At 66.6% G+C, this 12431-nt stretch carries 13 protein-coding genes; 6 read left to right on the plus strand and 7 right to left on the minus strand.

From position 1 onward, the window contains the following. Positions 1–11: 11 nt before the first annotated feature. The 4 genes from atpA to V6M37_RS06040 are packed head-to-tail and all read left to right on the plus strand — an operon-like array spanning position 12 to position 4347. Complete coding sequence (gene atpA / locus V6M37_RS06025; RefSeq protein ID WP_332671620.1) at positions 12–1550, plus strand: F0F1 ATP synthase subunit alpha; 1539 nt, start codon at positions 12–14, stop codon at positions 1548–1550. Positions 1551–1570: 20 nt separating this feature from the next. After that, positions 1571–2440, plus strand: a complete 870-nt coding sequence (gene atpG, locus V6M37_RS06030; protein ID WP_332671621.1) for a F0F1 ATP synthase subunit gamma — start codon at positions 1571–1573, stop codon at positions 2438–2440. A gap of 26 nt (positions 2441–2466) precedes the next feature. Continuing rightward, positions 2467–3867 (plus strand): F0F1 ATP synthase subunit beta, encoded by a 1401-nt coding sequence (atpD, locus tag V6M37_RS06035; RefSeq protein ID WP_332671622.1) that lies wholly within the window; start codon positions 2467–2469, stop codon positions 3865–3867. Between the two features lie 54 nt (positions 3868–3921). Then, the gene (locus V6M37_RS06040) at positions 3922–4347 is read left to right on the plus strand and encodes a F0F1 ATP synthase subunit epsilon (RefSeq protein ID WP_332671623.1); all 426 of its coding nucleotides are present in this window, start codon (positions 3922–3924) and stop codon (positions 4345–4347) included. Between the two features lie 142 nt (positions 4348–4489). Here V6M37_RS06040 and V6M37_RS06045 read toward each other — a convergent pair whose 3' ends face one another. The 4 genes from V6M37_RS06045 to V6M37_RS06060 all read right to left on the minus strand — a co-directional run bounded on the left by V6M37_RS06045 (position 4490) and on the right by V6M37_RS06060 (position 7253). Beyond that, the gene (locus V6M37_RS06045; protein ID WP_332671624.1) at positions 4490–5131 is read right to left on the minus strand and encodes a ubiquinone biosynthesis accessory factor UbiJ; all 642 of its coding nucleotides are present in this window, start codon (positions 5129–5131) and stop codon (positions 4490–4492) included. Between the two features lie 40 nt (positions 5132–5171). Next, positions 5172–6026 carry a Tim44 domain-containing protein gene (locus V6M37_RS06050; RefSeq protein WP_332671625.1) on the minus strand — a complete coding sequence of 285 codons (855 nt, stop codon included), beginning with the start codon at positions 6024–6026 and terminating at the stop codon, positions 5172–5174. Positions 6027–6090: 64 nt separating this feature from the next. Beyond that, positions 6091–6828 (minus strand): bifunctional demethylmenaquinone methyltransferase/2-methoxy-6-polyprenyl-1,4-benzoquinol methylase UbiE, encoded by a 738-nt coding sequence (gene ubiE / locus V6M37_RS06055; RefSeq protein ID WP_332671626.1) that lies wholly within the window; start codon positions 6826–6828, stop codon positions 6091–6093. A 2-nt stretch (positions 6829–6830) separates the two neighbouring features. Continuing rightward, positions 6831–7253: a DUF971 domain-containing protein gene (locus V6M37_RS06060; RefSeq protein WP_332671627.1), complete on the minus strand. Its 423-nt coding sequence runs from the start codon at positions 7251–7253 to the stop codon at positions 6831–6833. Between the two features lie 149 nt (positions 7254–7402). Between V6M37_RS06060 and phoB the strand changes: the two genes are divergently transcribed. Together phoB and phoR are read left to right on the plus strand one after the other, a co-directional pair. Further along, positions 7403–8110: a phosphate regulon transcriptional regulator PhoB gene (gene phoB / locus V6M37_RS06065; protein WP_332671628.1), complete on the plus strand. Its 708-nt coding sequence runs from the start codon at positions 7403–7405 to the stop codon at positions 8108–8110. Between the two features lie 29 nt (positions 8111–8139). After that, the gene (phoR, locus tag V6M37_RS06070) at positions 8140–9471 is read left to right on the plus strand and encodes a phosphate regulon sensor histidine kinase PhoR (protein WP_332671753.1); all 1332 of its coding nucleotides are present in this window, start codon (positions 8140–8142) and stop codon (positions 9469–9471) included. Here phoR and V6M37_RS06075 read toward each other — a convergent pair. From V6M37_RS06075 to V6M37_RS06085, 3 genes are all read right to left on the minus strand, one after another. Then, positions 9419–11044, minus strand: coding sequence for a hypothetical protein (locus V6M37_RS06075; protein ID WP_332671629.1), 1626 nt, complete (start codon positions 11042–11044; stop codon positions 9419–9421). The two genes, phoR and V6M37_RS06075, sit on opposite strands and share 53 nt — an antisense overlap. A 55-nt stretch (positions 11045–11099) precedes the next feature. After that, positions 11100–11519 (minus strand): HIT family protein, encoded by a 420-nt coding sequence (locus V6M37_RS06080; protein ID WP_332671755.1) that lies wholly within the window; start codon positions 11517–11519, stop codon positions 11100–11102. Between the two features lie 71 nt (positions 11520–11590). Next, positions 11591–12412 carry a class II glutamine amidotransferase gene (locus tag V6M37_RS06085; protein WP_332671630.1) on the minus strand — a complete coding sequence of 274 codons (822 nt, stop codon included), beginning with the start codon at positions 12410–12412 and terminating at the stop codon, positions 11591–11593. Between the last annotated feature and the right edge of the window lie 19 nt (positions 12413–12431).

The following is a 12431-nucleotide window of genomic DNA, read 5'->3' on the forward strand; positions in this document are numbered from 1 at the left end:
AGCATAACCAGATGCAACTCAACCCCTCTGAAATCAGTGACCTGATTAAGAGCCGGATCCAGAACCTGCAGCTCGCAGCCACGTCGCGCAACGAAGGCACCGTGGTGTCCCTGACCGACGGCATCACGCGCGTTCACGGCCTCGCCGACGTCATGCAGGGCGAAATGCTGGAGTTTCCCGGCAACACCTTCGGCCTCGCGCTGAACCTCGAGCGTGACTCGGTCGGCGCGGTCGTTCTGGGTGAATACGAGCACATCACCGAAGGCGACGCGGTCAAGGCGACCGGGAAGATTCTCGAAGTGCCGGTCGGCCCCGAGCTCATCGGCCGCGTCGTCAACGCGCTCGGCCAGCCGATCGACGGCAAGGGTCCGATCAACGCGAAGCTCACCGACAAGATCGAAAAGGTCGCGCCGGGCGTGATCTGGCGGCAGTCGGTGTCGCAGCCGGTGCAGACCGGCCTGAAGTCGGTCGACTCGATGGTGCCGATCGGCCGCGGCCAGCGCGAGCTGATCATCGGTGACCGCCAGACCGGCAAGACCGCCGTCGCCGTCGACGCGATCATCAACCAGAAAGGCCAGGACATGTTCTGCGTCTACGTCGCGGTCGGCCAGAAGGCCTCGACGGTCGCGAACGTGGTGCGCAAGCTCGAAGAGCACGGCGCGATGGAATACACCATCGTCGTCGCCGCGACCGCGTCCGAATCCGCCGCGATGCAGTTCATCGCGCCATACTCGGGCTGCACGATGGGCGAGTACTTCCGCGATCGCGGCCAGGACGCGCTGATCATTTACGACGATCTGACCAAGCAGGCGTGGGCCTACCGTCAGATCTCGCTGCTGTTGCGCCGTCCGCCGGGCCGCGAAGCCTATCCAGGCGACGTGTTCTACCTGCACTCGCGTCTGCTCGAGCGCGCGTCGCGCGTGTCCGCCGACCACGTGGAGAAGTTCACGAACGGCGAAGTCAAGGGCAAGACGGGTTCGCTGACCGCGCTGCCGATCATCGAGACGCAGGCCGGCGACGTGTCCGCGTTCGTTCCGACAAACGTGATCTCGATTACCGACGGCCAGATCTTCCTCGACACCGACCTCTTCAACGCCGGTATCCGCCCCGCGATCAACGCCGGTATCTCGGTGTCACGCGTCGGTGGCGCCGCGCAGACCAAGGTCATCAAGAAGCTCTCCGGCGGTATCCGTACCGACCTCGCGCAGTATCGCGAACTCGCCGCGTTCGCCCAGTTCGCGTCCGACCTCGACGATGCGACGCGCAAGCAGCTCGAGCGCGGCCGCCGCGTGACCGAACTGATGAAGCAGCCGCAGTACGCGCCGCTGTCGATCGCCGACATGGCGATCACGCTGTACGCGGTGAACAACGGCTATTTCGATGACGTCGACGTCGGCCGCGTGCTCGCGTTCGAAAACGGCCTGCAGCAGTACGTCAAGACGAAGAATCCGGCCCTCGTGAGCAAGATCATGACGTCCAAGGAGCTCGACGCCGACGGCGAGAAGCAACTGGTCGCGGCGATCGACGAGTTCAAGAAGAGCTGGGCCTAGGCCGCGGACGGAGACGGAATATGGCTAGCGGTAAGGAAATCCGTACCAAGATCAAGAGCGTGCAGAACACGCGCAAGATCACCAAGGCCATGGAAATGGTGGCGGCATCCAAGATGCGCAAGGCGCAGGACCGGATGCGTGCCGCCCGTCCCTACGCCGAGAAAATCCGCCGCCTCGCCGCGAACCTGTCCCAGGCCAATGTCACCGACTACAAGCACGCTTTCCTCGTCCAGAAGGACGAGGTCAAGCGCGTGGGTCTGATTCTGGTCACCACCGACAAGGGTCTCTGCGGCGGTCTCAACACCAACATCCAGCGTGTCGCGCTGAACGCGATGAAGGGGTGGGACGCGGCCGGCGCGACCGAAATCCAGGCGTGCTGCATCGGCAACAAGGGCTTCGGTTTCCTGCAGCGGATGGGCGCGAAGATCGTGTCGCACGTCGTGCAGCTCGGCGACACGCCCCATCTGGAAAAGATGATCGGCCCGGTCAAGATCATGCTCGACGCGTTCCAGAACGGCGAGCTCGACGCGGTCTACATCGCCTACACGCGCTTCATCAACACGATGAAGCAGGAGCCGGTTCTCGAGCAGCTGCTGCCCCTCGCGGGCGAGAAGCTCGGCACGCCGGAAGGGTCGTGGGATTACCTGTACGAGCCGGATCCGCAGGTCGTCATCGACGAAATGCTGGTGCGCTACGTCGAGGCGCTGGTCTATCAGGCGGTCGCCGAGAACATGGCTTCGGAGCAGAGCGCGCGCATGGTGGCGATGAAGGCCGCTTCCGACAATGCGAAGAACGTGATCGGGGAACTGCAGCTGGTCTACAACAAGACCCGTCAGGCAGCGATCACGAAGGAGCTGTCGGAGATCGTCGGCGGCGCCGCCGCGGTGTAACGCATAACTGATTTAAGGAAACGACGATGAGTCAAGGAACTATCGTTCAGTGCATCGGCGCCGTGGTGGATATCCAGTTCCCCCGCGAAGCGATGCCCAAGGTGTATGACGCGCTGAAGCTCGAGAGCGCCGCCGGTTCATTCGCGGAAGAGGGGCTGACCTTCGAAGTCCAGCAGCAGCTCGGCGACGGCGTCGTGCGCACGATCGCGCTCGGTTCGTCCGACGGCCTGCGCCGCGGCATGAAGGTCGCAAACACCGGCACGCCGATCTCGGTGCCGGTCGGCCACGGCACGCTCGGCCGCATCATGGACGTGCTCGGTCGTCCGATCGACGAAGCCGGCCCGATCGAGACGGACGAGCTGCGCCCGATCCACGCGAAGGCCCCGAAATTCGACGAGCTGTCGCCGTCGGTGGACCTGCTCGAGACCGGCATCAAGGTTATCGACCTCGTCTGCCCGTTCGCGAAGGGCGGCAAGGTCGGCCTGTTCGGCGGCGCCGGCGTCGGCAAGACCGTCAACATGATGGAACTGATCAACAACATCGCGAAGCAGCACTCGGGCCTGTCTGTGTTCGCGGGCGTCGGTGAGCGGACCCGTGAAGGGAACGACTTCTACCACGAGATGAAGGACTCGAACGTTCTCGACAAGGTCGCGATGGTGTTCGGGCAGATGAACGAGCCCCCGGGCAACCGTCTGCGCGTCGCGCTAACCGGCCTGACGATGGCCGAGCGCTTCCGCGACGAAGGTCGCGACATCCTGTTCTTCGTCGACAACATCTACCGCTACACGCTGGCCGGTACCGAAGTGTCGGCGCTGCTCGGCCGGATGCCGTCCGCGGTCGGCTACCAGCCGACGCTCGCTGAAGAAATGGGCCGCCTGCAGGAGCGCATCACGTCGACGAAGGTCGGCTCGATCACGTCGATCCAGGCCGTGTATGTTCCGGCGGATGACTTGACCGACCCGTCGCCGGCGACGACCTTCCTGCACCTCGACTCGACCGTCGTGCTGTCGCGCGACATCGCCGCGCTGGGTATCTACCCCGCGGTCGACCCGCTCGATTCGACGTCGCGCCAGCTCGACCCGCTGGTCGTCGGCGAAGAGCACTACAACGTCGCGCGCCAAGTGCAGCAGACGCTGCAGCGCTACAAGGAACTGCGCGACATCATCGCGATTCTCGGCATGGACGAACTGTCGCCGGAAGACAAGCTCGCGGTGTCCCGCGCGCGGAAGATCCAGCGCTTCCTGTCGCAGCCGTTCCACGTCGCGGAAGTGTTCACCGGCTCGCCCGGCAAGTACGTGCCGCTGAAGGACACGATCAACGGCTTCAAGATGATCGTGAACGGCGAGTGCGATCACCTGCCCGAGCAGGCGTTCTACATGGTCGGCGGCATCGAAGAGGCCATGGAAAAGGCCAAGAAGCTCCAGTAATCGGGCGCGCCGCGCGGCAGTTCGTTGCGGCGCGGCCTTGAAAAGGACATCACTATGGCAATGACGGTCCACGTGGACATCGTCAGCGCGGAAGAGCAGATCTTTTCCGGACTGGCGGAGTTCGTCGCGCTTCCGGGCGAAGCGGGTGAGCTCGGGATCCTGCCCGGCCACATGCCGCTGATGACCCGGATCAAGCCGGGTGCGGTGCGGGTCAAGCGGCAGAACGAGGCCGAAGAAGAGGTCGTCTTCGTCGCTGGCGGCATCCTCGAAGTACAACCGGGGCTGGTCACCGTGCTCGCCGACACCGCGATCCGCGGCAAGGATCTCGACGAGGCGAAAGCGCTCGAGGCCAAGCGTTTGGCCGAAGAGGCATTGCGCAACCAGTCCACCGAGCTCGATTACGCGAAAGCGCAGGCGGAACTCGCCGAAGCAATCGCACAGATCGCCGCAATCCAGAAATTGCGCAAGCGCGGACACTGATCCGGAAGGTCGGCAAGCGCCGGCAGCAGCAAAAAAGGGCGGTCCGAAAGGAGCGCCCTTTTTGTTTTTCGGCCTGCTGCGGCCTCACCGGAGCCCGCCCGGATTCGGCTGCGACCGCCGCCGCGGCGCCCGAACGACGAGGTCAGGCGGAAGATGCGCCGCGACGACTCGGCGGAAGCGTCGCGCGCGGTTGTCGCGCGGAGGTACGCGGATCGAAGCGGCCGATGCGCTTTTCGAGCCGGGCGACGTCGTCCCGCAGTCGCGCGAGGTCGTCTCGATACGCGTCGAGCGCGGGGCGGGTGACGAGGATCTCCTGTTCTTCGGTGAAGTATTCGGTCAGGTTCCCGCCGAGCGCGTTCCATGCTCGCGCATGAGCGGATTTCGCCGCTTCGGCGCCGAGGACGATGCGCCGGGCGAGGATGTCGCCGGTCACGCGCGAGAGGTCTTCTTCGGCGTCCCACCGCAGGTGGCGGAAGACGAAGCCGAGCGCGTCCGCGAGTTCCGCGTTTCCTTCGATCCGGACTGCGCTCATAGCCCGGGTCGAGCCGCCTGCGGCAAGACGGGGGACGGCCGAAAGTGGAAGCGACAGGATCACGTCCGGCGCGCACTCGGACTCGGCAGGTTCGAGAAAGCCGTCGGGGAGAACGCGGAACAGGAATTCGAACGGCGTCGCGCTGAACATCGCGCAGCGGTCGGCGTGCGGCGCCAGCCGGTCGCGCGCCCAGGGCGCCGGGGCCAGAAGATGGTTGATCGTGGCGACAAAGGCGCGGGTTGGGACTGACATCTTTTCTGGGTGACGCGATTCGGGCGCTTGCGAGGGAAGATCAGGAAACCTGCTGAATGCCGGCAACGACCCAGCCGCCGGTGCCGGTCTTCGGTTTGGCGAGATGCCAGACTTCATCGAACGGCGCCGGGGCTGCGCCGTCGTCCTCGCGCAACAGCCCGTTGAAGCGCACGCTGACGATATAACGTTGCGGCTCTTCGGCGACCTCGATCACTTCGGCGTTCAGTTCGACGACGTCGGTGCGCTGCGTCGTAGCAGCGCCACGATCCGAAAGCTGCATGCGGATTTCGGCGAACATCTCGGGTGACGTGAATTCGCGGATGTCGTTCAGATCGCCGGCGTCGTTCGCGGCCTGCAGGCGGATGAACTGCACCTTCGCCTGTCGCACAAAGGCGTCGGCGTCGAAACCGGACGGAATGGAACTGCCGGCGGGAGTGGCGCGCGAGCCACTCGCGGCGGCGAAATCGGGCGAAGCGGCCGGCTCAGGCCGGACGCCGGGACCGCCGGCGTACTCCATCCGGTGCGCGCCGTGCGGCGGGGCGTGTCGACGGGACAGCATCCGGAACAGCATCAACCCGCCGAAGATGAGCAGCGCGATGAGCACGAAAGAGGCCATTTCCTCGCCGAGCCCGAGATGCGAAAACAGCGCAGCGAGGCCGAGGCCGGCGGCGAGACCGGCGATCGGACCCATCCACGAGCGTTTCTGCGGCGTCGCGTTGGCGCTCTTCGGCGTCTGCAGGGGCGCGGCGCTCGGTTGCCGCGGCGCCTGCTGCGGCGTCATCTGGCGCTGCATGCCGAAACTTCCGCCTCCGCCGAGACGCTTCGCTTCGGCATCGGGGATGCTGAAGCCCAGCGTGAGAACGATGGCGATCAGGCCGAGAAGAAGATTTTTCATCCGTGACGATACTCCGTGCGGGGTTGAGTCCGGGGCGGGCATTCGGTCCCGAGAAGGATCGGCTTCAGAGCTTGTAACCGCGGTGAAGCGCGACGATGCCGCCCGTCAGGTTGAAGTAATCGACCCGTTTCAGCCCCGCTTGTTCCATCATCGCCTTCAGCTCGTCCTGCGACGGGTGCATGCGGATCGATTCGGCGAGGTAACGGTAGCTGTCTGCGTCGTGCGCGACCTTTTCGCCCATCCACGGCAGGATCTTGAACGAGTAGAAGTCGTAGGCCGGAGCGAGCGGTTTCCACACCCGCGAGAATTCGAGCACGAGGAGCCGGCCGCCGGGGCGCAACACGCGGCGCATTTCGGCGAGCGCGACGTCCTTGTGCGTCATGTTGCGCAGGCCGAACGCGACGGTGACGCAGTCGAACCAGTTGTCCGGGAATGGCAGCTTTTCGGCGTTGCACTGCGCGACCGGCAGCGCGTGGCCGCGGTCGAGCACCCGGTCGCGGCCGACCGACAGCATCGAGTGATTGATGTCGGTGAGCCAGACCTGCCCGGCGGGGCCGACGCGCTTCGCGAAGGTGAGCGACAGGTCGGCCGTGCCGCCCGCGACGTCGAGGACGCGGTCGCCGCGCCCCACGCCGGATACCTGGATCGTGAACGCCTTCCAGAGCCGGTGCAGACCGAACGACATCAGGTCGTTCATCACGTCGTAGCGGGTGGCGACCGAGGAAAACACGTCCGCGACCTTTTTCTGCTTTTCGCCTTCGGCGACCGTTTCGAAGCCGAAATGGGTGGTTTTTTCGCTCATGCTCAGTGCTTGTGGCCGCAGCCGGATTTCGGCGCGGGGGGTGGGTTTTCGGCGGGGTCGCGGCTGCGGCCCTCCGCGGCAAGGCGGTCGAGGTAACGCTGCCACAGCACGTCGCGATCCCGGCCCAACGTGTACAGGTAATCCCACGAATACAGGCCGCTGTCGTGGCCGTCCGAGAACACCGGTCTCACGGCATAATTTCCGACAGCCTGGAGGTCGAGGATGTCGACGTCGCGCTTGCCGACTTGCAGGACTTCCTGCCCCGGCCCGTGGCCGCGCACTTCGGCCGACGGCGAGTGGACCCGCAGGTACTCGAAGGGCAGCGAGAATTCGCGGCCGTCGTCGAACGCGATCTCGAGCATTTTCGATTTCCGATGCAGCGTGATCGCGGTAGGGATCGGGGTGTCGTCGTCGATTCCGGCCATGGGCTTCACGAAGGTCTGACGCAGTGGGGAGGCCAATCATACCCGAATCGGCCCACCCCGCAGCCTCAGCGGCCATTGCGGACAGATGACGTGTCACAAAAGCGTCAAACGAGTGCAATACACTTCGCCTGCCAACCCGGAGGACGGACATGCCCGCCACCATTCTGCTTGTCGAAGACGAACCGGCCATCCAGGAACTGATAGCCGCGAATCTCGGCCGTGCCGGCCATCACGTGGTCCGCGCGGCGGACGCCGAATCGGCGCGCGGCATCGTCCAGAGCGCGCTGCCCGATCTCGTGCTGCTCGACTGGATGCTGCCGGGGATGTCCGGGATCGAGTTCGCGCGCCGCCTGCGGGCGGACGAGCGCACGCGCACGATCCCGATCATCATGCTGACCGCGCGCGGCGAGGAAGAGGACGCGGTGGCTGGGCTCGAAACGGGTGCCGACGACTACATCACGAAGCCGTTCAGCCCGCGCGAGCTCGTCGCGCGCATTAAGGCGGTCCTGCGCCGGCGCACCCCGCAGGCGACCGAAGACGTCGTCGCAATCGGCGCACTGCGGCTCGATCCCGCGACGCACCGCGTCACGGCCGACGAAACGCCGGTATCGCTCGGCCCGACCGAATTCCGGCTGCTGCACTTCCTGATGACCCACCCGGAACGCGTCCATTCGCGCGCCCAGCTGCTCGACCAGGTCTGGGGCGACCACGTGTTCGTCGAGGAGCGCACCGTCGACGTGCATGTCCGGCGCCTGCGCGCGGCACTCGAAGCGAGCGGGCTCGATCAGCTGATCCAGACCGTGCGCGGCAGCGGCTACCGGCTGTCGGCCCAGGTCGGCTCGGGCGCGGTGCAATAGTCGCGGCCGGTGCCGCAGGAGTAGCCGACATCCCAAGTTCTGCCCGTTACGTCTGGACCCATGCGGCGCTCACGCTCGCGTTGCTGGCGATGGCTGCCGCCGTCGCCGGCGCCTTCGGCGGTACGCTCGCCGCGCTGGTCACGTTCGTCGCGGGCATGCTGCTCGTGTACGGCTACCACCTGCGCAGCGTTCAGCAGCTCGTCGAATGGACGCGCGAGCCGGTCGGAACGCCGGTGCCCTCCGCGCGCGGAACGTGGAATCGCGTCTTTGCCGATCTCAATCGCCGATCGCGCCTCTCGTACGAGATGCGGGAACAGCTCGCGACCTCGCTCGAGCGCTTCCGCGACGCGAGTCAGGCGATGCCTGACGGAACGCTGTACCTCTCGGCCGACGACCGCATCGAATGGATGAATCACAAGGCGGAGCAGCATTTTGGCCTCGACGCCGCGCGGGACTGCGGCGTGCCGGTGACGAAGCTCGTGCGCCAGCCCGACTTTGTCCGCCTCATGCACGGCGCGGAGCACGGCGGGCCGCTGGTGCTGCAGTCGGACCGGAAGGCCGGGCTGACGTTGATGATTCAGGTCGTGCCGTTCGGTGACGGGCAAAAGATGGTCGTTTCGCGCGACATCTCGCAGCTCGAGCGACTCGAAACGATGCGCCGCGATTTCGTCGCGAACGTGTCGCACGAGCTGCGCACGCCGCTGACCGTCGTGATCGGCTTTCTCGAGACACTCGTCGACGGACTCGAGGACTTCCGGCCGGACGAGGTGCAACATTACGTGCGCCTCGCGCTGGACCAGTCGGTGCGGATGGAGACGCTGATCGAGGATCTGCTGACGCTGGCTGCGCTCGAGTCGGGCGCGCGCGCTGCCGAGCATCGGGTCGCGGTCGGCCCGCTGGTGCAGGATATCGCGGAGGACGCGCGGCTGCTGTCGGCCGGGCGCCACGAGGTCAGCCTCGACATCGCCGCCGGCGACGAGGATGCGGCGCTGCTCGGCAGCGCGAAGGAATTGCGCTCGGCGTTCGCGAACCTCGCGAGCAACGCGGTCCGCTACACCCCCCCCGGCGGCAAGATCAGGCTGAGCTGGCGACGCGTCGACGGGGGCGCCGAATTCGCCGTCGAAGACAACGGGATCGGCATCGAGCCGCGGCATATTCCGCGGCTCACCGAGCGCTTCTACCGCGTCGACCTCGGGCGCTCGCGGGAGTCCGGCGGCACCGGGCTCGGGCTCGCGATCGTCAAGCACATCCTGTCGCGGCACGATGCCGAATTGCACGTCGAAAGCGAGTGCGGCCGGGGCAGCCGCTTCAGTGCGCGGTTCCCTGCAGCACGTCTCGGGCCACCACCGGTTCGAAGCTGACCTGATCGAAGTTCGTGCCCCGCAGCACGATGTCCGTCAGCCGGAGTTCCATCCCCTTGTCGTCGACAATCTCGATCACCCCCTGCGGCCGATACCAGCCGGCGGGAAGGACGAGCGAAGGTCCCGTCTTCAGCGCCGGGAGGCCGGGCAGCAGGAAGGCGGGCTGATATGCGATGTGCCGGCCGCGGAACAGGTCGAACCGGCGGGCCGGGACGATCTTCGGCAGCCCCGGCAGCACCTGGATGCCGGCTTCCATCACGCCGTCGTCGCGGTACATCAGCCAGCTCACCTGCCCGAGGAGGAAACGGTCGCCGTCCGGCGGCCGGATGCCGACGAGCTGACGATGCTCGATGCGCTCCTGCTGCGGTTGCCGGATCAGGCGGAAGCCGCTCACCGACTGATCGAACACCGCCCAGCGCTCGGCGGCGAAACCGCGTCGTTCCGCGTCGCGGTGCGACTGCCAGTCCCGGGCCATGCGGCCATACTGCAGTCTGGGGTCGGTCTCGTCTTGCCGCGGGCTCGCCGAGTACAACACCGGCTGCTCGAACGGTTTGCCGGCGACGTTGTAGCCGATCGCCAGCCAGTCTCCGCACAGCTCCGCCTCGCCCCGACCCCTGCGACGGGTAAACCGCCGGCCGGCCGCCGAGAGCGCCCATGGGCGGTACAGCGAGACCAGCAGCCTGTGCGCGGCCTCGGGCGGGCAGTCGGCGCCGAGGCCCAATGAAGCCGGCGCCGCACCCGCCTTGAACCGCCCGATCACGCCGCGGATCTGCGCCGCGAGGCGGCTGCCGTCGAAGCGGCGCACCGATGCGGACGGCGCGAGGATGCCGAGCGGGCGCAGGCCGTCGTCGCCCGCAAGATCGAGGCCGTAAGCCGTGGGTTTCGTCGCTTCGTCGTCCGTGTCGGCCTCCAGTGTGCAGTACGGCGCGAAGCGCTGCGCCCAGCGGCACACCCAGTCGAACTCGCGCGCGCTGCGGCCGAACGGATTGGCGAGGTCGACGAGCAGCACCGCGACGTAAGCTTCGGCGGTGCTTTGCGCCTTCCACACCTCGTTGAGCGTATCGGCCACGCGCACCTGCGCCTGCGCGAGGGCCTCGGCCGCGGCATAGCCGGCGTGCAAGTCGGACCAGACCCCGGCCGGCACCGCCTGGTGCGCACGGAAATATTCGAGCAGCACCTTGCCCGCGGCATCGACCCGGCGCTGCGCGAGAAGCAGTGCGCGCTTGGATGGCGAGCCGTCACTAGCGTCGGTGTCGGCGACCCGCGCATAGGCTTGCGCGACCCCGCGCCACAGGGCGACGACGCGCGCGAGCGTCTCGTTGTCGCGGCTGTCGGGCGGCAGCGGGTGCGTCGCGTAGCACGCTGCGAGTTCGGCCTGCGCGGCGTGGATCCGTTCGCGCGCGGCTTCGAGGATCTCGAGCTGCTGCGCGGGAGCGGGCGGCGTCGCGAGCAAGCCGGTGACGATCTCCGACAGCGCCCGATGGGTCTCGTCGGCGTCGGCGGGCGCCAGGTTTTTCAGCAGTTCGAGGCTATCGGCCGGTTCGCGGCCGCTAGTGGGAGTCGGGTTTTCCATTCGGTCCCTGCTTCGTTGGTCGGCGGGTGCGAAAAAGGCGCGTGGGCCTGGCCAATCACCCTGACGTCAGTTCGGTGAGCGCGGCGCCGATTGCGGCGGCGAGGGCTTCGGATGAAGGCGCGGTCCGCCGGGCGCCGTCGCGCTGCGGCTCGCCCCAGGTCGACTGCGGAAAATGCCGGTCGTCGACAAAGCGGGGAATCACGTGCCAGTGCACATGCGGGACGACGTTCCCGAAGCTCGCGAGATTGATCTTGTCGGGCCGCATCAGCTGGCGCAGCGCCGTTTCGGTCGCGAGCACGACGTTCAGGATGTGGCGCTGGGAAACCGCCGTCAGATCGGTCATCTCGGCGACGTGCTCATGCCAGACGACGCGGCAGAAACCGGGATAGTCGGGATCGTCGACGCGGATGACGCGGCAGCTTCCATCGCGCCAGATCGTCGTTTCATGTTCGGCAACGCACAGCGGGCAGTCCATCGGCGAGCCCTCGCTCAGGATCGAAGACGCCAACTTTAGCCCTTCGGCATGACGCTGCGAAGGGGGAGAAATCACGCGTCGCCGGTCGCCGGGTCCCGCCTTGCCGCGATCGTCCGCGTTTCGCCGAACGCCTCGGGCGCGCCGTCGCGGAACGCGAGCAGCGAACCGGGCGTCATCTGTTGCCAGACTTCGTTGTCGGTCAGCGGCAGCGTCGCGATCAGCGCGACCCGGTCGTTCGGCGTCGTCTGCTCATTGAAGTCGACGGTGACGTCCTGGTCGGACAGGTGCGCGACGGTGAAGGGCGCTTGGCGCACGATGTACGCGAGCCGCGACGAGCAGTGCGCGAACAGGAGTTCGCCGTTCGACAGCAGGAAGTTGAATTCGCCGTGGCTGCCGATGCGGATCGCGAGTTCGCGCAGCGCCGCGTGCAGCGCCGCATCCGGCGGCTGCCCGTCGGGAAAGCGGACCGCGAGGCTTTGCAGGATGTCGCAGAACGCCTTCTCGGAATCGGTGCAGCCGACCGGCAGAAAGCACCCGGAGAGCTCGGGCGCGTAGTCGAGCAGGTTGCCGTTGTGCGCGAAAATCCAGTAACGGCCCCACAGCTCGCGCTGGAACGGGTGCGTGTTCTCGAGGCGGACCACGCCTTGCGTCGCCTTGCGGATGTGCGCGATGACGTTCAGCGAGCGGATCGGGTAGTTACGGACGAGTTCGGCAACCGGCGAATCCGCGCTCGGCTGTGGGTCGAGGAAGAGGCGCACGCCACGCTCCTCGAAGAACGCGATGCCCCAGCCGTCGCGATGCTGATCGGTGAGTCCACCGCGCGCCCGAAAGCCCGTGAACGAGAAGCAGATGTCGGTGGGCACGTTGCAGTTCATGCCGAGGAGCTGGCACATTCATGCACCCCTTCGTCGG

Source organism: Aromatoleum sp., assembly GCF_036675785.1.
Classification (GTDB): Bacteria; Pseudomonadota; Gammaproteobacteria; order Burkholderiales; family Rhodocyclaceae; genus Aromatoleum.